The 21,079-nt window shown below is 73.1% G+C and carries 20 protein-coding genes; 12 read left to right on the top strand and 8 right to left on the bottom strand.

The features are described 5' to 3' along the window. Positions 1 to 92: 92 nt before the first annotated feature. Complete coding sequence (locus ACFYP3_RS27515) at positions 93 to 605, top strand: hypothetical protein (RefSeq protein WP_388837839.1); 513 nt, start codon at positions 93 to 95, stop codon at positions 603 to 605. 118 nt (positions 606 to 723) lie between these two features. Here ACFYP3_RS27515 and ACFYP3_RS27520 read toward each other — a convergent pair whose 3' ends face one another. The 3 genes from ACFYP3_RS27520 to ACFYP3_RS27530 form a co-directional block, all read right to left on the bottom strand. Continuing rightward, positions 724 to 1,320 carry a hypothetical protein gene (locus tag ACFYP3_RS27520; RefSeq protein ID WP_388837842.1) on the bottom strand — a complete coding sequence of 199 codons (597 nt, stop codon included), beginning with the start codon at positions 1,318 to 1,320 and terminating at the stop codon, positions 724 to 726. 183 nt (positions 1,321 to 1,503) lie between these two features. After that, positions 1,504 to 2,274, bottom strand: a complete 771-nt coding sequence (locus ACFYP3_RS27525; protein WP_388837845.1) for a hypothetical protein — start codon at positions 2,272 to 2,274, stop codon at positions 1,504 to 1,506. A 32-nt stretch (positions 2,275 to 2,306) separates the two neighbouring features. Then, a complete protein-coding gene (locus ACFYP3_RS27530) occupies positions 2,307 to 2,459 on the bottom strand; it encodes a hypothetical protein (protein ID WP_388837847.1) in 153 nt (50 codons plus the stop codon). A gap of 276 nt (positions 2,460 to 2,735) precedes the next feature. On the opposite strand from ACFYP3_RS27530, the gene ACFYP3_RS27535 reads away from it, so the two are divergent. From ACFYP3_RS27535 to ACFYP3_RS27545, 3 genes are all read left to right on the top strand, one after another. Next, positions 2,736 to 2,906 carry a hypothetical protein gene (locus ACFYP3_RS27535; protein ID WP_388837849.1) on the top strand — a complete coding sequence of 57 codons (171 nt, stop codon included), beginning with the start codon at positions 2,736 to 2,738 and terminating at the stop codon, positions 2,904 to 2,906. 436 nt (positions 2,907 to 3,342) lie between these two features. Then, positions 3,343 to 4,173: an SAM-dependent methyltransferase gene (locus ACFYP3_RS27540; RefSeq protein WP_388837989.1), complete on the top strand. Its 831-nt coding sequence runs from the start codon at positions 3,343 to 3,345 to the stop codon at positions 4,171 to 4,173. A 140-nt stretch (positions 4,174 to 4,313) separates the two neighbouring features. Further along, the gene (locus ACFYP3_RS27545) at positions 4,314 to 6,455 is read left to right on the top strand and encodes a putative bifunctional diguanylate cyclase/phosphodiesterase (protein WP_388837992.1); all 2,142 of its coding nucleotides are present in this window, start codon (positions 4,314 to 4,316) and stop codon (positions 6,453 to 6,455) included. A 270-nt stretch (positions 6,456 to 6,725) separates the two neighbouring features. On the opposite strand, the gene ACFYP3_RS27550 is transcribed toward ACFYP3_RS27545, so the two are convergent. After that, positions 6,726 to 7,817 (bottom strand): FAD-dependent monooxygenase, encoded by a 1,092-nt coding sequence (locus tag ACFYP3_RS27550; protein WP_388837851.1) that lies wholly within the window; start codon positions 7,815 to 7,817, stop codon positions 6,726 to 6,728. Positions 7,818 to 7,922: 105 nt separating this feature from the next. On the opposite strand from ACFYP3_RS27550, the gene ACFYP3_RS27555 reads away from it, so the two are divergent. Continuing rightward, complete coding sequence (locus ACFYP3_RS27555; protein ID WP_388837854.1) at positions 7,923 to 8,567, top strand: TetR/AcrR family transcriptional regulator; 645 nt, start codon at positions 7,923 to 7,925, stop codon at positions 8,565 to 8,567. A gap of 107 nt (positions 8,568 to 8,674) precedes the next feature. Here the strand turns inward: ACFYP3_RS27555 and ACFYP3_RS27560 are convergent, their stop codons facing one another. After that, a complete protein-coding gene (locus tag ACFYP3_RS27560) occupies positions 8,675 to 9,553 on the bottom strand; it encodes a LysR family transcriptional regulator (protein ID WP_388837856.1) in 879 nt (292 codons plus the stop codon). A 95-nt stretch (positions 9,554 to 9,648) separates the two neighbouring features. Between ACFYP3_RS27560 and ACFYP3_RS27565 the strand changes: the two genes are divergently transcribed. The 5 genes from ACFYP3_RS27565 to ACFYP3_RS27585 all read left to right on the top strand — a co-directional run bounded on the left by ACFYP3_RS27565 (position 9,649) and on the right by ACFYP3_RS27585 (position 15,050). Beyond that, on the top strand, positions 9,649 to 10,353 hold the full coding sequence (locus ACFYP3_RS27565; RefSeq protein ID WP_388837859.1) for a succinate dehydrogenase: 705 nt from the start codon (positions 9,649 to 9,651) through the stop codon (positions 10,351 to 10,353). A gap of 2 nt (positions 10,354 to 10,355) precedes the next feature. Continuing rightward, positions 10,356 to 12,308 (top strand): fumarate reductase/succinate dehydrogenase flavoprotein subunit, encoded by a 1,953-nt coding sequence (locus ACFYP3_RS27570; RefSeq protein WP_388837862.1) that lies wholly within the window; start codon positions 10,356 to 10,358, stop codon positions 12,306 to 12,308. Then, positions 12,305 to 13,051, top strand: a complete 747-nt coding sequence (locus tag ACFYP3_RS27575; RefSeq protein WP_388837865.1) for a succinate dehydrogenase/fumarate reductase iron-sulfur subunit — start codon at positions 12,305 to 12,307, stop codon at positions 13,049 to 13,051. Before ACFYP3_RS27570 ends, ACFYP3_RS27575 begins: the two co-directional genes overlap by 4 nt. Before the next feature lie 296 nt (positions 13,052 to 13,347). After that, the gene (locus tag ACFYP3_RS27580; RefSeq protein WP_388837868.1) at positions 13,348 to 13,995 is read left to right on the top strand and encodes a hypothetical protein; all 648 of its coding nucleotides are present in this window, start codon (positions 13,348 to 13,350) and stop codon (positions 13,993 to 13,995) included. A gap of 116 nt (positions 13,996 to 14,111) precedes the next feature. Next, entirely contained in the window at positions 14,112 to 15,050 is a 939-nt protein-coding gene (locus ACFYP3_RS27585; protein ID WP_388837871.1) for an endonuclease/exonuclease/phosphatase family protein, read from the top strand. 9 nt (positions 15,051 to 15,059) lie between these two features. Here the strand turns inward: ACFYP3_RS27585 and ACFYP3_RS27590 are convergent, their stop codons facing one another. Together ACFYP3_RS27590 and ACFYP3_RS27595 are read right to left on the bottom strand one after the other, a co-directional pair. After that, positions 15,060 to 17,465, bottom strand: coding sequence for an ABC transporter (locus ACFYP3_RS27590; RefSeq protein WP_388837874.1), 2,406 nt, complete (start codon positions 17,463 to 17,465; stop codon positions 15,060 to 15,062). Between the two features lie 190 nt (positions 17,466 to 17,655). Continuing rightward, a complete protein-coding gene (locus ACFYP3_RS27595) occupies positions 17,656 to 18,678 on the bottom strand; it encodes an LLM class flavin-dependent oxidoreductase (RefSeq protein WP_388837877.1) in 1,023 nt (340 codons plus the stop codon). A gap of 91 nt (positions 18,679 to 18,769) precedes the next feature. Between ACFYP3_RS27595 and ACFYP3_RS27600 the strand changes: the two genes are divergently transcribed. Then, positions 18,770 to 19,264, top strand: coding sequence for a hypothetical protein (locus tag ACFYP3_RS27600; RefSeq protein WP_388837880.1), 495 nt, complete (start codon positions 18,770 to 18,772; stop codon positions 19,262 to 19,264). Between the two features lie 47 nt (positions 19,265 to 19,311). On the opposite strand, the gene ACFYP3_RS27605 is transcribed toward ACFYP3_RS27600, so the two are convergent. Next, complete coding sequence (locus ACFYP3_RS27605; protein ID WP_030012846.1) at positions 19,312 to 19,527, bottom strand: dodecin; 216 nt, start codon at positions 19,525 to 19,527, stop codon at positions 19,312 to 19,314. A 165-nt stretch (positions 19,528 to 19,692) separates the two neighbouring features. Here ACFYP3_RS27605 and ACFYP3_RS27610 point away from each other — a divergent pair, with 165 nt between their 5' ends. Next, the gene (locus tag ACFYP3_RS27610; protein ID WP_388837883.1) at positions 19,693 to 20,955 is read left to right on the top strand and encodes an extracellular solute-binding protein; all 1,263 of its coding nucleotides are present in this window, start codon (positions 19,693 to 19,695) and stop codon (positions 20,953 to 20,955) included. The last annotated feature ends 124 nt before the right edge of the window (positions 20,956 to 21,079 follow it).

Below are 21,079 nucleotides of genomic sequence, written 5' to 3' on the forward strand. Positions count from 1 at the left end.
TTGCGGGGCGATCGGAGGGTTCGACGTGGGAGGCGTTCTCGTCGATCATCCGGGGCCGACGCTCCGGGGCGCTTCCCGCTGGAGGTTCCACCATGCGTGTCTTGCGCGCTCTTACCGTGACGGCGGCAGCCTGCGCCGCGATCGGCCTCAGTGTCCCGTTCGCCTCCGCGAACCAGAACCCCGGTGGTGGTCAGGGCGGGAACGGCGGTCCCAGCAACATCTCGGTCAACCCGTACTCCGTGCACCAGGGATCCACGATGCAGGTGAGCGCGTCGGGCTGCGGACACGGCGGTACCGTCTCCTCGCCGGGGAACTTTCCGCCGGCCAACCTGTCCGCCGGGTCGATCGGCTTCGCGAACGTCCGGATCTTCAACCACGCCTCGCCCGGCCACCACACGCTGTCGGTCCGGTGCAACGACAGCAGCCTGGTCGCCACGCACCGCTTCACGATCCTCGAAGGCAACCCCTCGCAGGGCGGCCTCGGCGGATCCTTCGGCCCGTCCGCCGCCGAGACCGCCATCGGCGCGGGCCTCGTCGGCGCCGCGGCGCTCGGCGCGGGGGCCCACGTGGTGCGCCGCCGCCGTCCGCTCCGCAGCAGGGCCTGACCGGACGCCCTTCCGGCCGGGTGAGTGCCCCGCCCGTGTTCCCCGCTGCCGCCGCTCGCCCCCAGCCCTCGCCCGGGCCCGGGGCGAGCGGCGGCAGCGGGGAACACGGGCGGGCTCCTCAGTGGCCGCGACCGGAGCCCTTGCGGCGCAGGGCGTACGCGGCGCCGCCCGCGGCGGTGAGGAAGAGGCCGGCGCCCGCGCCGAACTCCACGGGATCCATGCCGGCGACACTGCCGCCGAGGCCGCCGCGGACACCGCGGGCGGAACCGGCGACTGTTGCGTTCGTGGGGGTGGCGGCCCGCGTGGCGGTGGTGGTCCGCGTGGAACTGGTGGTGGGCCGGGTGGTGCCGCCGGCGATGGTCAGATCGGCCGAGCCGGTCTCCCCGTTGCACGTGAAGGAGACGGAGTAGACGGCCCCGCGCCGGGCGTCCCGGTCCACGGTGACCCGCGCGGTCTGGCCGCGCGCGATGCTCACGGTGTCGAAGACCCCGGAGGACGCGGTGGCGTAGGCGGAGTCGCAGCCGCTGACCGCGAGCACCGTCTGGCCGCCCGGGGCCACGGTGGAGGGGGTGAGCGTGAAGCCGAACGAGGTGATCTGGCGGGCCCCCGCCCCGGCCGGGGCCGCGGCGGACGCGCCGAGTGCGCCGAGCGCGACTACGGCGGCCGTTGCGCCGGCGCTGAGCAGGACGGTGGCGGAGCTGCGTATCGCACCCATGCTTGAGTCTCCGGATCCCCGAGGAGCAGCCGCGGAACGGTTTCCGCACGTGGGGGGCGTGCGCCTCGATGTCCGCCACGCTAGGTCCGGCGACGGGCGCCCGCGATCAGGAACGGGCGAATGGGGCATGGCCCTAGGCCGAACCGGGGACGGGGGGCCCGTCCCCGGTTTGCCGGGCGGCGGTCAGCCTCCGAGGTCCAGGTGCGGGAACTGTGCGAGGAAGGGCTCGGCGGTGGCCGCGATGCCCCGCCCGAAGGGCGCGTCGAAGTCCCAGATCAGGAACAGCAGGAACGCGATCAGCGCACTGAACAGGCCGGCCAGCAGCAACTCCCGGAACGAGCGCCTGATCTGCAGCGTGAAGATCAGCCCCACCGTCACCAGGGCGCCCGCGATCAGCCCGAACCACACCACCCCCGGCATGGTGGCCCCGGCGCTCTGGCCGCGCGCACTGCGCGCGTCGTCCACCACACCGACCTGGTCGACCAGCGGCTGGTACGCCTGCCCCTCGTGGTCGGTCCGCGGCTCGTAGTCGGTGACGTCCCGGCGGATGCGTTCCAGCAGCTCCCCGCCGTGGTCCGTGAGGTCGCCGTGGTCGGCCATCTCCTTCCACTCGGTGTCCACCACGTACGTCACGTACGCGTCGACGTCGGAGCGGATCTTCCTGCGCACGTCGGCCGGGTAGACCTCGGAGCGGACACTGATCTCGTGCAGGGCCTGCGCCTCCTGGCGCACGTACTCCTGGGCGGCGCCGCGGCCCTCCCAGACACCGGCGATCGCCAGGCCCAGCACGATCGCGTAGATCACGCCGATCATCATCGTCATGTACTCGATGACGTCCGGGGTTTCGTTCGGATCGTCGTCCTCGCCGATCCTGCGGTGGTTGAAGAAGGCGATGGACAGCACCACGGCACAGGCCGCGGCCATCGCGAGGGACAGGACGAGCCATTCCGACAAGATGACTCCCGATCGGTTTCAGGTGGGGCGGGTCAACGCGGGCGCAGCGCGACGATCGCGAGCACCGCGGGAGCCGCGGTCAGCAGGGTGAAGGTCACCGGTGAGATGTGGTGCTCGGCCGGCTTGCGGGCCGGTGCGTGGTAGATCGGGCGGGCCACCGCCTTCGGCGGCGGCGGTGTCACCACGGGGGCGGGTGGGGGCGGTGCGGGCACCGTGACCGCGCGGGGCGCCGGTTTCGGCGGGGGCGGTGGGGGCAGGACGGGCTTGGCTACGGGTGGGGGCGCCGGCTTGGGCGGCGGAGGCGCCGGCGCGGGCTTCGGGGGCGGGGCCGGCGTGGGCTTGGGCGGTGGCGGCGGTGGCGGAGGAGGGGGCGGCGGTGGTGGTGGCGGCGGCGGAGGCGGCGGTGGCTTCGGCGGGCAGGGTGGTGGGGGCGGTGGCGGCGGCGGGCAATGGGGGCCGCCGTGGCGGCCTCCTTCGTGGTCCCCGCCACGGCCCCTTCCGTGGCCGGAGCCGCGGTCGTTTTCGCGGTGGTCGCCGCGGTCGTCGCCGTGATGTCCGCCACCCGGGCCGCCTCCGCGGCCGCTGCCGCCGGCCACCGCGAACACCGCGGTGGCGGTCGCGCCGTCCCCTGAGCAGGTGGTCGCGTAGGCGCAGCTATCAGCCACGGCCGGCGTGGCCGACAAGGCCGCCCACAGCAGGACCGGGACCGCCAGCAGGCGCTGGGCACAGGCTCTGTTCACCCGGGGAGCATGGGCCCGCGCGCGCCCGCGCACGCGAGGCTCGGCCCCCGGTTCGCCTGAACGGGTGGAGCCGTGACCCGAGAGGTTTGAGCCAGTTGTGGGCCGCTCCTGAGGCGATCCCGATCACGCGCCGATCAATTCCCAAAAGGGATTTGTCGGTACCGGTCATTCGGCCCGCGGAGCGTGGCGGGCCCCTTTGGTGTGTGACGAAGAACGGATCGCCAATTTCCGCTTTTGCTCGCCCTGTTGGGCAATGATCAGTACATTCGGCTCGGACAGGAGTCCGACCTCGGACGGACCGCCGCAGGAACAACGCTTGGAGACCTCGATGGAGCGCCCGGCCTGGGCCCCGCCAGGCATCGACATATCGGTGCCGAGCGTGTCCCGCATCTACGATTACTACCTGGGCGGGTCCCACAATTTCGAGGTCGACCGCCAGGCGGCCCGACGCGCCATGGAATTCATGCCGGGACTGCCCAAGATCATGCAGGCCAACCGGGCATTCATGCGCCGCGCAGTCCGGCACGCAGTCGCCGAGGGCGTCACGCAGTTCCTCGACATCGGCTCCGGCATCCCCACCTTCGGCAATGTCCACGAGGTCGCCCAGGCCGCCAGTGGTGAGGCGCGCGTGGTCTACGTCGACCACGACCCGGTGGCCGTCGCGCACAGCCGCGCCGTGCTCGGCGAGGACGAGCGCACCGACATCGTCGCCGCCGACCTGCGCAAGCCGAACGAGATCCTGGCCGCCCCCGAGGTCGGCCGGCTGATCGACCTCGACCGCCCGGTCGCCCTCCTGCTCGTCGCCGTCCTGCACTTCCTGGAGGACGCCGACGACCCGTACGCCGCCGTCGCCGGACTGCGCGACGCGCTGGCCCCGGGCAGCCTCCTGATCCTCACGCACGCCTCGTACGAGGGGATCCCGCTCACGGAGGAGGTCGCGGGCGGCGTCGTCGACGTCTACCGGAACATCCGCAACCCGCTCGTCATGCGCACCGGCGAGCAGATCGGCCGCTTCTTCGACGGCTTCGAGCTCCTGGAGCCCGGACTGGTCTCCATGCCCGACTGGCGGCCGGACGGATCCGACGGCGAGGCGGAGGACGCGTCACCGGAAGACCCCTATGCCTTTTCGGGCTTCGGCGGAGTGGGACGCAAGGCGTGAGACTTCCGGCACAGACCGCGGGCGCACCGGACGCCGTCGCGGCGCCCGCCGCCCCACCGGCCGCGGCGCCCGCCGCCACACCCGCCGCGGCACCGGCCGCCGGCCCCGCCGCGGGTCCCGCCGCGACGTCGCGCGGCGGCATCGAGGACCGGATCGCCCGCTTCGCGACCATCTGGGGCCGGGCGATCTTCCCGGTCACGGCGACGTCGCTCACCCGCACCGAGTTCGAACGGCACCTGCTGCCGCTCACCCGGACGCTCACCGAGGCCCTGCACGCCCGGCCCTTCGACGCCACCGTCGCGCACCGCGTCGGCGCGGAACTCGTCGCCGTGCACTGCACCGACCCCGAGGCCCTGGCCGGCACCCTCGGCGTGATCGAGTCGTACCTGGTGCTCTACTGCGGACCGGACGGACTCGAAGGCTCCGGCGTGGAGGCCACCGCCGAGTACCACGCGCGCTGCGCCCGGCTCCAGCACGCCATGGCGGCGGGATACGCCCGAGCCCTGCGCGAGCGCACCCTCCGGGAGCAGGAGGCCATCGCACGCTCCGCGCTGACCGCCCGCTCCGATGCCCAACAGGCCCTGCACGCGAGCGAGGAGCGCTTCCGGGCCGTCTTCGAGGGCGCTGCCGTCGGCATCGGCATCGCCGACCTCGACGGGAACGTCCTGGAGGTCAACGACACGCTCCTGCAGATGTTCGGCGGCCTGGAGGGCCACGTCCGCAGCCGCAACGTCAGCGAGTGGGGCCACCCCGACGACACCCCGCACGTCTGGCGGATGTACGGCGAACTCGTGCGCGGCGAGCGCGAGAGCTACCGCGTGGAGAAGCCGTACTACCGGCACGACGGAACCGTCCTCTGGACCAACCTCACGGTGTCGCTGCTGCGCGACGCCGACGGGAAGCCGCAGTACCAGCTGGCGCTGATGGAGGACACCACCGAACGCCGGCTGCTGAACCTGCGCCTGCGCTACGAGGCCACCCACGACGCCCTCACCGGACTGCCCAACCGGACGCTGTTCTTCGAGCGGCTCGAAAAAGCCCTCAGCGGCGCCGGCGGCAGCCGCTACGGCCTGTGCTACCTGGACCTCGACGGCTTCAAGACGGTCAACGACAGCCTCGGGCACTCGGCAGGAGACCGGCTGCTGGTGGAGGTCGCCGACCGGCTGCAGAGCTGCGCGACCGGCCCCGGCGAGGTCGTCGCCCGGCTCGGCGGCGACGAGTTCGTCGCCCTGACCACCGGCCCCGACACCGAGCAGAAGGTGACCGACCTCGCCGTCCGCATCCTCTCCGCCCTGTCCACGCCGATCCGGCTGGAGGGCCGGGAACTGACGGTCCGGGGCAGCATCGGGATCGTCGAGGGCCCGGCCAAGGAACGCACCCCGGCGGAGGTGCTGCGCAGCGCCGACATCACGATGTACCGGGCCAAGGCGGCCGGCGGCAACCGCTTCGAGTTCGCCGACGCCGAGGCCGACGCCCGCGCGATCACCCGCCACGGCCTGACCAACGCCCTGCCTGCGGCGCTGGAACGCGGCGAGTTCTTCATCGAGTACCAGCCGCTGGTCCACATGCGCGACGGAACCGTGCGCGGCGCCGAGGCCCTGGTGCGCTGGTCGCACCCGCAGTACGGGGTGCTCGGCCCGGACCGCTTCATCCCGCTCGCCGAACGCACCGGGCTGATCGTCCCCCTCGGCCGCTGGGTGCTGGAGGAATCCGTCCGCCAGGCCCGGATCTGGCAGTGCCAGAACGGCGGCTCGGCCCTGCGGGTCAACGTCAACCTCTCGCCGACCCAGCTGCACCATCCGGGACTCGTCGCCGACACCGTCGCGGTGCTGGAGAAGTCCGGGCTCGCCCCGGGCGCCCTGTGCCTGGAGGTCACCGAATCCGCCCTGATAGGGGCCGACGACGAACTCCTGGAGCCCCTGCGCCGGCTCGCCGCTCTGGGCGTGGACATCGCCCTCGACGACTTCGGCACCGGCTACTCGAACCTCGCCAACCTGAGGCGCCTGCCGGTCAGCGTCCTCAAGCTCGACCGCTCCTTCACCCAGGGGATGCAGCAGCAGCCCGCCAACCCGGTCGACGTCAAGATCGTGGAGGGGATCGTCGCCCTCGCCCACAGCCTCGAACTCGCGGTCACGGTCGAGGGCGTGGAGACCGGAGCCCAGGCCGCCCAGCTGCGCGCCCTCGGCTGCGATACCGCCCAGGGCTGGTACTACGCCCGCCCCGGGGCCCCCGACCGCATCCATGCCCTCTCCCTCTCGGACGCGGTGCCCACACCTTCCTGAAGCCACCTCCACGTGCCGCCGGGCGGCCCGCGCGGCCGGGAGGACCGGGGAGCCGGGCCTCGCATCACCGGGACGGGAGCCGGCCCTGGACCGGGGGCCCGGGCCTCGCGCGTCCGAGACGGGAGCCTGCCGCGGGCCGGGAGCCGGCCGCGGGCCGGGGGCCCGGGCCTCGCATGTCCGAGACGGGAGCCGACCCGGGGCCCGGAGCCGGGCCATGGACCGCGAGCCGGCCAAGGAGCGGGTTTCCGGACCGGGGCGGCCGGGGACGGCTCAGGCTCCGGTGGGCGGCTGGTTCCGGTTCATGCCGACCTCCGTCCCGCGGCCGGGGGTCCGGACAGCCTCCATGACCCGCTCGTACCGCTCCGCCGTGTCGGCCAGGACGTCGGCCGCCACCGGCAGCCGCTCCGCCTCGTACGCGTCGAGCACCTCCTCACCGCAGGGCGGGGTGAGCGCCGCGGCCAGCGTCCGGCCGAGGGCGGCCGCGTCCTGGATGCCGGTGTTCATGCCCAGCCCGCCGGCTATGGGCTGCACGTGCGCGGCGTCCCCGGCGAGGAACACCCGGCCCTCCCTCATCCGGGTGGCCATTCGGATGTTGACCCGCCAATCCGAGATCCAGGTGGCATCGACGAGCCGGATGCCGGGCACCCGGGCATGACGGTCGAAGATCCGCTGGAAGCCCTCCAGGGAGGGCGGCAACGGCTCGCCCCGCTCGTCCCGCTCGGGCGAGGCCTGTACCTGGAAGCTGTCCGTCCCCGGCATCGGGCAGAGCAGCATTCCCTCGCCGTCCGAGGTGAACCACTGGTGCCACACGTCCCGGCTGAGCCCGGGTGCCCGGACGTCCCCGATGACCATCGCGGGCTCCTCCTGGCCGCTGCCCTCGAAGGGGATGCCGAGCAGCTTGCGGGTGGTGCTGCGCCCGCCGTCGCACCCGGCGAGGTAGCGGGCTCCTATCACGGTGCCGTCCGCCAGCTCGGCGCGCACCCCGGACCCGTCCTGGGTGATGCCGGTGAGCTCCGATCCGTACTCGACGCGCACCCCCAGGCCGGCCAGTCGGTCGCGCAGGGCCGCCTCGATCTGCCACTGCCCGATCAGCAGACCGGTGTCGGTGGGGGTGTCGTTGATGTGTTCCCCGTCGAAGTACTTGCGCAGCACGACGCTCTCGAGGCCGGTGGCGGCCAGGGTGTCGAGCACGCCGAGCTCCCGGAAGACGTCGAGGCTGCCCGGCAGCAGCCCCTTGCCCCGGGACTCGTGGTGCGGTGCGGTGCGCCGGTCGATGACACGCACGGCGAATCCGCGCAGTGCGAGGTCGCAGGCGAGCGTCAGCCCGGTGGGGCCGGATCCGGCGATCAGTACGTCCGTCATGGGAGGTCCTCTCCTCGTCGATGTCTCAAGGAAAGCGGCTCCCGCCCAAAAAAGCAACCCGGTTACAAAATTAACTCGGTCACGAATCCGTGCTACGCTGTGTGCATGGAGAACACGACGGGTCTGCGCGAGAACAAGAAGCTCCGTACGCGTCACCGACTGGCGGCGACGGCGTTGGAGCTCTTCCTGGAACGGGGCTTCGATGCCGTGTCGGTGGCGGATGTCGCCGCGGCGGCCGAGGTCTCCAAGCCCACCCTCTTCCGGTACTTCCCGAGCAAGGAGGACCTGCTGCTCGACCGCTTCGCCGACCATCAGGACGAGGTGGCGCGCATCGTGCGTGAGCGGCCCCCCGGCCGCACGCCGGTGGGCGCGGTGCACGCGCACTTCCTGACGGCCCTGGCCGAGCGGGACCCGATCACCGGGCTGTGCGACCACCCGAACGTGATGGCTTTCCAGCAGCTGATGTACAGCACCGCCAGCCTGAAGAGCCGGATGGCCCTCTACACCGACCGTGAGGTGGAACTGCTCACGACCGGACTGGAGGCGGAGGCGGTGCCCCCGCTCGTCGCTCGCCTGGCCGCGACGCATCTGGTGGCGGTCCGCCATGAGCTCGGCCGGGTGAACTGGCAGCGGATCGAAGCCGGTCAGAGCGCCGATGAGGCCCACCCGGCCGCCGTGGCCGATGCCGACCAGGCTTTCGGGATGCTCGCCGAAGGCCTCGACAAGGCCCTGTCCATACCCCGGCCGTAGCCCGGCCCACGCCCGCGCGCCGCGCCCCGGCCGCAGCCGCGCCCGCGCCCATCGCCGCGCCCCCGCCGCCCCGGCCCGGCCCGGGCCAAGCGCCGGCCCTCGCGTCGTCAGCCCACCAGCATGCGCTTCAGCTCGCGGGCCGCGCGTGGGGGAGCCACGTCCGTGCGGTGGGCCAGGGCCACCGTGCGCCGCAGTGGGGAGCCGGCCAGCGGGGTCGCCCGCAGACCGGGGCCGGCGCGGTCCACCACCATCGCCGGGACCACCGCGATACCGAGCCCCGCCCGTACGAAGCCGAGGACTGCGTCCATCTCGCCGCCCTCCACCGTGAAGACCGGCTCGAAGCCCTCCGCGCGGCACGCCGTCACCGTCAGCTCCCGCAGGTCGTAGCCGTGCCGGAACATCACCATCGGCTCGTCGCGCAGGCCCCGAATGGTCAGCTCACCGCCCCCGCCGGGAGCCGGCCGCTCCGTCGACGAGACCACCACCAGGTCCTCCGTCAGCAGTTCCACCGTGGTCAGGGCCGGAGCCGCGGGCGGCAGCGGCAGCGCGATCAGGGCGAGGTCCAGGGCCCCGCGCGCCAGTTCTCGTACGAGGTCCAGCGAACCGCTCTCCTCGATCAGCAGCTCGATCCCCGGATGCGCGGCATGGAAAGCGCGCAGCACCTCCGGCAGCAGGCCCGTGCACACGCTCGGGGTCGCACCCAGCCGGACCCGCCCCCGCCGCAGCTGCGCCAGCTCCTGCACCTCCAGCCGCGCGGTGTCCGCGTCCGCCAGGATCCGCCGGGCCAGCGGCAGCAGCGTCTCGCCCGCGTCGGTGAGGGTGATGTTGCCCCGGGCCCGGCTGAAGAGCTCGGCGCCCAATTCCCGTTCGAGCGCCTTGATCTGCTGGGAGAGCGAGGGCTGGGCCACGTGCACCCGCTCCGCGGCCCGGGTGAAGTGCCGGGTCTCCGCGACGGCCACGAAGTACAGGAGCTGCTGGAACTGCATAAGCCCAGCGTAACGCCCCACATAGAGAATCCCTATCGATTTGAGCTCCTTCATGTCTTGGACCTTTCGGGACCTCGGTCCCTACCGTCGGATGCATGGCTCTGGCAACGCGGACGGGTCGACGGCCGTCCACCACGCGCACACTCTGGGACTCCTCCGTCGGCAAGAAGTCCGTGATGGCCGTCTCCGGCCTGATCATGCTCGGCTACCTCGTCGTGCACATGCTCGGCAACCTCAAGATCTTCTTCGGGGCGGACGAGTTCAACGGCTACGCCCACTGGCTGCGCACCCTCGGCTCGCCCTTCCTCCACCACGAGTGGGCCCTGTGGATCGTGCGCGTGGTGCTCCTCGCCGCCGTCGTCGGCCACGCCGTGTCCGCGTACCAGCTCAGCCGCCGCGACATCAAGTCCCGCCCGGTGAAGTACGCCCACAAGCGTCGCCGCGCGAGCTACGCGACCCGCACCATGCGCTGGGGCGGCATCATCCTCGGCCTCTTCATCGTCTGGCACCTGCTCGACCTCACCACGCTCACCGTCAACGAGCGCGCCTGGGCGGGCCATCCGTACGAGAACGTCCTCGCGACCTTCTCCACCTGGTACGGGAACACCCTCTACATCGTGGCCATGGCGGCCCTCGGCCTGCACGTCCGGCACGGGTTCTGGAGCGCCGCCCAGACCCTCGGGGCCGGCAACGCCCGGCGCGACCGGGCGCTGAAGTCCCTGGCCAACGCCCTGGCCCTCGTCCTCTTCGCGGGCTTCGTCTCCGTGCCCGTCGCCGTCATGACCGGAGTGGTGAGCTGACCATGAGCAACGACTACGCCCACTACGCCGAAGGCGAGCCCGTCGCCGACACCAAGGCCCCCGAAGGCCCGATCGCCGACCGCTGGGACCGCCGCCGCTTCGAGGCCAAGCTCGTCAACCCGGCCAACCGCCGCAAGCACACCGTCATCGTCGTCGGCACCGGCCTCGCGGGCGGTGCGGCCGGCGCCACCCTCGCCGAACAGGGCTACCACGTCGTCCAGTTCTGTTACTCCGATTCCCCGCGCCGCGCCCACTCCATCGCCGCCCAGGGCGGGATCAACGCCGCCAAGAACTACCGCAACGACGGCGACTCGGTGCACCGCCTCTTCTACGACACCGTCAAGGGCGGCGACTTCCGCGCCCGCGAGTCCAACGTGCACCGCCTCGCCCAGATCTCCGTCGAGATCATCGACCAGTGCGTCGCCCAGGGCGTCCCCTTCGCCCGCGAGTACGGCGGCCTCCTCGACACCCGCTCCTTCGGCGGCGTCCAGGTGTCCCGCACCTTCTACGCCCGCGGCCAGACCGGCCAGCAGCTCCTCCTCGGCGCCTACCAGGCGCTGTCCCGGCAGATCGCCGCGGGCAACGTCGAGATGCACGCCCGTACCGAGATGCTGGACCTGGTCGTCGTCGACGGCGTGGCCCGCGGCATCGTGGCCCGCGACCTGATCACCGGCGAGATCTCCACCCACTACGCGGACGCGGTGGTCCTGGCGAGCGGCGGCTACGGCAACGTCTTCTACCTCTCCACCAACGCCATGAACTCCAACGCGACCGCCGTCTGGCGGGCGCACCGGCGCGGCGCGTACTTCGCCAACCCCTGCTTCACCCAGATCCACCCCACCTGCATCCCGCGCACCGGCGACCACCAGTCCAAGCTCACCCTGATGAGCGAGTCCCTGCGCAACGACGGCCGCATCTGGGTCCCCAAGGCCAAGGGCGACACCCGCCCCGCCGCCGAGATCCCCGAGGCGGAACGCGACTACTACCTGGAGCGGATCTACCCCTCCTTCGGCAACCTCGTCCCCCGCGACATCGCCTCCCGCGCAGCCAAGAACGTCTGTGACGAGGGCCGCGGCGTCGGCCCCGGCGGCCAAGGCGTCTACCTCGACTTCGCCGACGCCATCCGCCGCATGGGCCGCGACAAGGTCGCCGAGAAGTACGGCAACCTCTTCGAGATGTACGAGCGGATCACCGCGGAGAACCCCTACGAGGTCCCCATGCGGATCTACCCCGCCGTGCACTACACGATGGGCGGACTGTGGGTCGACTACGACCTCCAGACCACCGTCCCCGGTCTGTTCGCGATCGGCGAGGCCAACTTCTCCGACCACGGCGCCAACCGCCTCGGCGCCTCCGCCCTGATGCAGGGACTCGGCGACGGCTACTTCGTGCTCCCCTCCACCATCAACGACTACCTGGCCCGCCACCCGCACCAGGACGCCGTCGACGACACCCACCCCGAGGCCGCCGCCGCCGTACGGGAGGTCCGCGACTGCCTCGCCAAGCTTCTCGCCGTCGACGGCGACCGCACCCCGGACTCCTTCCACCGCGAGATCGGCGAGCTCATGTGGGAGTACTGCGGCATGTCCCGCAGCGAGGAAGGGCTGCGCAAGGCCCTCGCCCGGATCCCGGAGATCCGCGAGGAGTTCTGGCGGCGCATCAAGGTCCCCGGCAGCGGAGAGGAGTTCAACCAGTCGCTGGAGAAGGCCAACCGCATCGTCGACTACCTCGAACTCGCAGAGCTCATGTGCCTCGACGCCCTCCACCGCGCCGAATCCTGCGGCGGCCACTTCCGCGAGGAGTCCCAGACGCCGGACGGCGAGGCCGCCCGCCGCGACGAGGAGTTCGCCTACGCCGCCGCCTGGGAGTACCAGGGCACCGGCGCCGCCCCCGTCCTGCACAAGGAAGACCTCGTCTTCGAGTACGTCCACCCCACCCAGCGGAGCTACGCATGAAGCTCACCCTGCGCGTCTGGCGCCAGCGCGGCGCCGACGCCCCCGGCCACATGGCCTCGTACGAGGTCGACGGGATCTCCGAGGACATGTCCTTCCTGGAGATGCTCGACTCCCTCAACGAGGACCTCATCCTGCGCGGTGAGGACCCGGTCGCCTTCGACCACGACTGCCGCGAGGGCATCTGCGGCGCGTGCAGCCTCGTCATCAACGGCGATGCCCACGGCCCCGAGCGCACCACCACCTGCCAGCTGCACATGCGGTCCTTCACCGACGGCGACACCATCGACGTCGAGCCCTGGCGGGCCGCCGCCTTCCCGGTGGTCAAGGACCTCGTCGTCGACCGCGGCGCCTTCGACCGCATCATCCAGGCCGGCGGCTACATCACCGCCCCCACCGGCGCCGCCCCCGACGCGCACGCCACCGCCGTGCCCAAGGCCGACGCCGACTTCGCCTTCGAGCACGCCGAGTGCATCGGCTGCGGCGCGTGCGTGGCTGCCTGTCCCAACGGCTCCGCGATGCTCTTCACCTCCGCCAAGGTCAACCACCTGAACGTGCTCCCGCAGGGCTCGCCGGAACGGGAGACCCGGGTGCTGGACATGGTGGCCCGGATGGACGAGGAGGGCTTCGGAGGCTGCACCCTGACGGGGGAGTGCGCCACGGCCTGCCCGAAGGGGATCCCGCTGCCGTCGATCGCCGCGATGAACAAGGAGTGGCTGCGGGCGGTGCGCAAGGGCCCCCGCTGACCGCGCGGCGCACCCGCCCGTCCCCGCACGCGGCGCGGGGCCCGGCCCCGCCGCCGCGTCACCAACCCCCGTACGGGCGCCCCCCGGCCGGGTGCCGCCGTCGGACCGGGTCCCCGTCCCGGCCCGATCGGCCGCCCCCGTCCGCCGGCCGGGCGCCCGTACGGGCCGTACGCCCCGCCCGACCCTGCGGGCCGGGGCACGAGCCGGCTTCCGGCCCTGCGCCGATCGGCTGACCGGCGCGGCCCACCCCGCGCCGCGCCCCGGAGGCGCCCGGGCCATGGGGGACAGTGGGCCCCATGCCAGAAGCCCCCGCCGGGTCCGGACCGCGCCGCCGAGCCGTACTGGCCGCCGCCCTCGCCCCGCTGACCGCGGCCGGCTGCGCCGGCGGGGAAGACCCCACCCCCGCCCCCGGCCCGCAGGCCGGAGCCAAGGACGCCCTGATCATGGTGATCCGGCACGCGGAGAAGCCGTACGCCGGCGACTCCGGCTGGGACGAGGAGGGCGAGGACGACCCCGGCTCGCTGGCCGGCCGCGGCTGGCGCCGGGCCGAAGAGCTCCCGCGCCTCTTCCCGCCCGCCAAGGGCTCCTCGCTGCCCCGGCCCGCCGCCGTCTTCGCGGCCGGCGGCAAGGACGGCGCCCCCGCGCGGTGCAGGCAGACCGTCGCGGCGCTGGCCACCGCGCTGCGCACCCCCGTCCGCCGGGAGTTCGCCCTCGGCGCCGAACCGGCGCTCGTACAGGCCGTGTTGGCCGCTCCCATGCCCGTACTGGTCTGTTGGGACCACACCGGCGTCCCCCGCCTGATCCGGGCCCTCGGCGCCCACCAGGCCCCCGGCACCCCCGCGACCTGGCCCGACCGGTACGACCTCGTCTGGATGTTCACCCGCCGCCGCGGCCAGTGGAGCTTCCGCGAACTGCCGCAGCACCTGCTGCCGGGGGACGCGTAGACCTCGGGACGTCCTGGGGGCGCCGGTGGTTCCGCACGGGATGTCGGTGGGGAGCATCCACCGTTTGTTCAACCGGTGTTGGGCTGGCGGCGGCGCCCGCGGGCAGCATTACGGGTGTGCGCCGAACCCCTGCCGCCCTGGCCGTCCTCGTCGTCACCCTCACCACCGCCGCCGTCCACCTCCTCGTCGCGCCCGGACCGACCGCGGCCGCGGCCCCGGCCCCAGCCCCGGCCACCGAGACCCGCCTTGCCGGCACGGTCCGGCTGACCAGCTACAACATCTGCGGCAACATGTGCTCCGGCCCCCCGTACGACGCGGAGCGCCGGCTCGCGCAAGTCGCCGCCGAGGCCGCCCCCGGGGGCTGGGGCGCCGACCAGCTCTTCCTCCAGGAGGTGTGCGAGCACCAGTACCGCGCGCTCCTCGACCGCCTCGGCCCGCTCGGCTACGCCGGTTTCCACTCCGCCACCCTGCCCGCCGGGAACGCGGCCATCTGCGAGGGCCACGCGTACGGCAACGCCGTCCTGGTCCGCGGCCCGGTCTCGGACACGGCCGACCTCGACCTGACGGTGGGCGGCGAACGCGAACCGATCACCGTGCCCTGCGCCCTGGCCTCCCTGGCGGACCGGCCCACCTGGTCCTGCTCGGTCCACCTCTACTGGGACGACGGCGCCCTCGCCGTCCCCGAAGCCGACCGGCTGGCCGAGCAGGCCCGCCGGTGGCTGGACGACGGATTCGCCGTCGTCCTCGGCGGGGACTTCAACCACTCCCCGCGCACCGCCACGCTGTCCCGCTTCTACCTGCCGGAACGCGGGGACGGCGGCCACGGCGACTTCACCGAGGCCGACGAGAGCGACCCGGAGTTCTTCGACCCCGCCGTCTGCCCTCCCGCCACCACCTCCGCGTGCCGATCGGGCGAGACGACCTTCGGCGCGAAGAAACTCGACTACCTCTTTCTCAGCGCCCCGCACTTCCGGGCCGCGAGCGCCGACGCCCTCCCCCTCGACACGGCGGTCTCGGACCACAGCCGGCTGCGCGTCTCGGCCACCGCCGACTGACCGGCACCCCTAGGCCCTCTCCGGGCCGCCGAGCGCCCGCGCCAGGTACGCCGCGGTGGGGCCCCCGCCCGCCGCCGCGACCTGCGCCGGGGTGCCCTCCGCGACGACCCGGCCGCCCGCCGTGCCGCCGCCCGGACCCATGTCGATCACCCAGTCGGCGCCCGCCACCACCTCCATGTCGTGCTCCACGACCACCACCGAGTGCCCGGCGTCGACCAGCCCGTGCAACTGCCGCAGCAGCACCTGCACGTCAGCCGGGTGCAACCCCGTCGTCGGCTCGTCCAGCAGGTACAGCGTGTGGTCCCGGCGCAGCCGCTGCAGCTCCGTGGCCAGCTTGATCCGCTGTGCCTCGCCGCCCGACAGCTCGGTGGCCGGTTGCCCCAGCCGCAGGTAGCCCAGCCCGATGTCCTCCAGCGCGCGCAGGCTCCGCGCCGCCGCCGGGACCTGCGCGAAGAACCCGGACGCGGACTCCACCGTCAGCGCGAGCACCTCCGCGATGTTCAGGCCGGCGTAGCGGACCTCCAGGGTCTCGGCGTTGTACCGGGCGCCGGCGCACTCGGGGCACGGGGCGTACGTACTCGGCAGGAACAGCAGCTCCACCGAGACGAAGCCCTCGCCCTGGCAGGTCTCGCACCGGCCGCCCGCCACGTTGAAGGAGAACCGGCCCGCCTTCCAGCCGCGCGCCTTGGCTTCCGGCGCCGCCGTGAAGAGCCGCCGCACCACGTCGAACAGGCCCGTGTACGTCGCCAGGTTGGACCGCGGGGTCCGGCCGATCGGCTTCTGGTCCACCTCCACGAGCCGCCGTACGGGAAAGTCCGGCTCCGCGAGCCGCTCGCCGACCTCCCGGGCCAGCGCCTGCCCCACCAGCGTGGACTTCCCCGAACCCGACACCCCGGTGACGGCCGTGAACACCCCCAGCGGGAAGCGCGCGTCCAGGCCCCGCAGGTTGTTCAGGTCCACCCCGGTCAGCCGCACCGCGCCGGTCTCCGTGCGCACCCGCCGGGGCGCCCCGGCGGCCTCCCGCGGCGCGAACAGGTGCCGGGCCGTCGCCGACTCCGCCACACCCGCCAGGGCCGCGGGCGGCCCGCTGTGCAGGACCTGCCCGCCGTGCTCCCCGGCCAGCGGACCCACGTCCACCAGCCAGTCCGCGTGCCGCACCACGTCCAGCTGGTGCTCCACGACGAAGACGGTGTTCCCGGCCTCCTTCAGCCGGTCCAGTACGCCGAGCAGCGCCTCGGTGTCGGCCGGGTGCAGCCCCGCCGACGGCTCGTCCAGCACGTACACCACCCCGAACAGCCCCGACCGCAGCTGCGTCGCCAGCCGCAGCCGCTGCAGCTCGCCCGCGGAGAGGCTCGGCGCGGTGCGGTCCAGGCTCAGATACCCCAGCCCCAGCTCCGTGACCGGCCCGATCCGGGAACGCAGGTCCTCGGCGAGCACCCGGGCGGCCTCCCCGTCCAGGGTGGCGCCGGCGAGTACGGCGTCCAGGTCGGTCAGCGCCATCGCGGCCAGCTCCGCGATGCCGTACCCGGCGAAGGTCACGGCCAGCGCCTCCGGACGCAGCCGCCGCCCCCCGCACGCCGGACACGGCGCATCGGTGAGGAACCGCTCGGCGCGCGCCCGCAGCGTGGCGCTCTTGCTGTCGGCGAAGGTCCGCATGACGTAGCGGTGGGCGCTCATGTACGTGCCCTGGTAAGGCCGTTGGATCCGATCGGCCTCCCGCACCGGGTGCACGGTCACCACCGGCTGCTCCTCGGTGAAGAGGATCCACTCGCGGTCCTTCGCGGGCAGCTCCCGCCACGGCCGATCCACGTCGTGGCCGAGCGTCTCCAGGATGTCCCGCAGGTTCTTGCCCTGCCAGGCGCCGGGCCAGGCGGCGATGGCACCTTGACGGATCGACAGGTCCGGGTCGGGGACGAGGAGTTCCTCGCTGGTGTGGTGGATCCTGCCGAGCCCGTGGCACGCAGGGCAGGCGCCGACGGCGGTGTTGGGCGAGAAGGCGTCGGAGTCCATCCGCGGGGCGCCCGGCGGGTAGGTGCCGGCCCGGGAGTAGAGCATCCGCAGCGAGTTGGACAGCAGGGTCACCGTGCCGACGGAGGAGCGGGAGCCGGGGGAGGAGCGGCGCTGCTCCAGCGATACGGCCGGCGGCAGTCCGGTGACCGAGTCCACCTTCGGGGCGCCGATCTGGTGGATGAGCCGGCGGGCGTAGGGGGCCACCGACTCGAAGTACCGGCGCTGGGCCTCGGCGTAGAGCGTGCCGAAGGCGAGCGAACTCTTGCCGGACCCGGACACCCCGGTGAACACGGTCAGCGCGTCGCGCGGGATGTCCACGTCGACGCCGCGCAGATTGTGCTCCCGCGCTCCCCGGACCCGTACGAAGGGGTCGCGAGGGGCCTGAGGATCGGTGAACTGGTGCATTCACCCCATTTTAGGGCCTCGCGGACCGTGCGAGGTCAGTGCCGGACGGCCGTGACGGCCCCGGCCACCGCCGGATCGACCGCACCGCGGGACCGGTCGGGCCCCGGCCCTCCGTCGTCCCGCTCAACACGCCCCTCGCACAGTTCGGTTGACGCCGTGCCGCCACCGCGCACGGTGCGGCTCACCGACGCTACCCGATTCCCGCGCTTCCCACCGCAGGGTCCTGGAGGCCCGCGATGCGGGCCAGGCGGGCGTACGAGTCCAGGAGGGCCGTGCGGTCGTACGTGGAGGTGGTGACCAGGAGTTCGTCCGCGCCGGTCTGGGCGGCGACCTCGGAGAGCTGCGCCGCGACCTGGTCCTCGGTGCCGTGGACGTGGCCGGCGAGGGCGCCCTCGTACAGTTCCCGCTCCTTCGGGGTCATCTCCAGGGCCTCGATCTCCTCCGCCGGGCGCAGCGGCGGGAAGCTGCCCCGGGTGCGGGAGTACGCGACGGACCAGGCCTCCGGGAGCAGGATGCGGCGGGCCTCCTCCGCCGTGGCGGCGACCGCCACCGTCCCGGAGACGACCACGTACGGCTCCGTGCCCCGAGCGGAGGGGCGGAACTGCTCTCGGTACGCCGCCACGATCTCGGCGACCCGGCCGCGCGCCCGTAGATCGCCCACCACCAGCGGCAGCCCGGCCCGCGCGGCGATCCCGGCCCCCTCGCCGGTGGCCAGGACATACGCCGGTATGCGCAGCCCCTCGGCCGGGCGGGCGTGCACCTCGGTGTGTGCCTGCTGGGTGCCGTCGAGCCAGCCCAGCAGCTCGGCCAGCTGCTCCTCGAAGCGGTCGGCGTCCCCGGTGTCCCGGCCCAGCGCGCGCCGGATGCCGTTGGTGAAGCCGACCGAGCGGCCCAGTCCCATGTCGATCCGGCCGGGGAAGAGCGACTCCAGCACCCCGAACTGCTCGGCGACCACCAGCGGCTGGTGGTTGGGCAGCATCACCCCGCCCGTGCCGACGCGGATGCGGTGCGTCGCGCCGGCGACGGCCGCGGCCAGCACGGTCGGCGCCGAACCGGCGACCCCGGGCACGCTGTGGTGCTCGGACACCCAGAAGCGGTGGTAGCCGAGCTCCTCGGCCGCCCGGGCCAGCTCCACGGTGTCGCGCAGGGCCTGCGGGGCCGGGTGGCCCTCGCGGGTGCGGGACCGGTCGAGTATCGAGAGTTTTCGGATCACACAGGTGTCAACGTCCGGGGGCCGACGGGATTCCCCCCACCCCGGTGGCCGGGGCGGCGCCCGTGTCCGTGCCCGGCCCTAGGCTGACCGGATGAGCGAGAAGAGCACTCCTCGGCCGCTGGCCGTCTTCGACATCGACAACACGCTGGCGGACACCGGCCATCGCCAGCACTTCCTGGAGCGGCGCCCCCGCGACTGGACCGGCTTCTTCGGGGCGGCCCCGGCCGATCCGCCGCTCGCGCGCGGGGTGGCGCTCGCGGTGGAGAGCGCGGCCGATTGCGAAGTGGTGTACCTGACCGGGCGCCCCGAGCGCTGCCGGGCCGACACACTCGACTGGCTCGCCCGCCACGGGCTGCCCGAGGGGCGGCTGTGGATGCGCGGGAACCAGGACCGGCGGCCGGCCCGCACGACCAAGCTGGAGGTGCTGGGCCGGATCGCGCGCGGCCGGGAGGTGCGCATGCTCGTGGACGACGACGAGCTCGTCTGCCGGGCGGCACGGGCCGCCGGTTTCCGGGTGGTGCAGGCCGACTGGGCGGCGGACGCGCCGGAGCTCGAATCCGCGCAGGAGGTCGAGGGTCGGACCTGACCCGCGGGCGGCGGGCCGGGCCGCCCCGCCGGGGCGCCCGGCGGGTCTCAGTCCTCGCCGTCGAGGCGGAAGCCGACCTTGAGGCCCACCTGGTAGTGGGCGATCTCCCCGTTCTCGATGTGGCCGCGTACCTGGACCACCTCGAACCAGTCCAGGTTCCGCACGGTCTGGCCCGCCCGGGCGATCCCGTTGCGGATGGCCTGATCGATGCCCTCGTGGGAGGTGCCGACGATCTCGGTCACCCGGTACGTGTGATTGGACATGGGGTCTCCCGACAGTGGGTGGCTTTTGCCTGGTTCTACGGTGCCCCAGTAAGTCCGGCTCCGCGAACTTTGCGCGAACAATCCGGAGTGAAAGGCCCTTGACCGGCCCATTGGTCTATGCCAATTTCGAGCCATCTGAGATCGAGCCCCCAGAAGGTGACCCTCTTGAAGATGCGCTTCCCCGCCCTGTGCACCGCCCTCGCGGCCGTGACCGCCCTCACGGGTTGCAGCCGGCTGGCCGAATCGGCCTCAGGACCGCAGAAGGTGACGCTCTGGCTGATGAAGGGCAGCGCCTCGGAGGACTTCATCGACACGTTCACCGCGTCGTTCGAGCGGGAACACCCCGGCGTCGACCTGGACGTCAGGATCCAGGAGTGGACGGGGATCGGCGACAAGGTGAACGCCGTGCTCGACGGCACCAGCAAGGAGACCGCCGACGTCATCGAGGTCGGCAACACCCAGGTCGCCCAGTACATCGAGAAGGGCGGCCTCTCCGAGCTCACCCTCGAAGGCCTGCGCGAGTGGGGCAGCAAGGACTGGCTCAAGGGCCTCGCCGATCCGGGCAGCGTCAACGGCGCCCAGTACGGCGTCCCCTGGTACGCCGCCAACCGGGTGGTCATCTACCGGAAGGACCTCTTCGCGAACGCCGGGATCAAGACCCCGCCCAAGAACCGCCAGGAGTGGATCCAGGCCACCCAGAAGCTCGACAAGGGCGACCAGCAGGGCATCTACCTCGCGGGCCAGAACTGGTACGTCCTCGCCGGCTTCGTATGGGACGAGGGCGGTGAACTCGCCGTCGAGACCGGCGGCCGGTGGGTCGGCACCCTCGACGACGAGAAGGCCCTGGCCGGCATGGACTTCTACCGGCAGCTCCAGGCCCTCGGCGACGGCCCCAAGGACGCCGACGAGGAGACGCCCCCGCAGTCGCAGGTCTTCGCAGGCGGCCGGATCGCGCAGATCATCGCCCCGCCCGGGCAGGCCGCCGAGATCGAGGCCGCCAACCCCTCCCTGAAGGGCAAGCTCGGCTTCTTCCCGATCCCCGGCAAGACCTCCGACAAGGCGGGCGCCGTCTTCACCGGCGGCTCAGACCTGATCATCCCGGAGCGGACCCGACAGCGGAAGCACGCCGTCGACGTGATCACGGCCCTGGTCAGCGAGAAGTGGCAGACCGAACTCGCCCGCACGATGAGCTACGTACCGAACAAGACCACCCTCGCGCACGTGGTCGAGGGCAACGAGGGCGCCACCAACATGGCCCCCGGCGCCGCCCAGGGCCGGGCCACCCCCACCTCCGCCCGCTGGGCCGAGGTCGAGGCCAAGAACCCGATCAAGCCCTTCATGACGGCCGTCCTCACCGGCCGGGACCCCAAGCAGGCGGCCCGGGCGGCCTCCGAGGAGATCGGCAGGGTCCTCAGCTCCGACCGCTGAGCCCGGCCACCGCGGGCCACTGCCGGGCCACCGCCCGGCCACCGCCGGGCCCCCCGCCGTCCCACCACCGGGCCCCGGCCGCGCTCGCTGCCGGGCCCGGGCCGCGTTCACCGCCGAGTTCAGC

The sequence above is a fragment of the Streptomyces sp. NPDC005533 genome, from assembly GCF_042871845.1.
Lineage (GTDB): Bacteria > Actinomycetota > Actinomycetes > Streptomycetales > Streptomycetaceae > Streptomyces.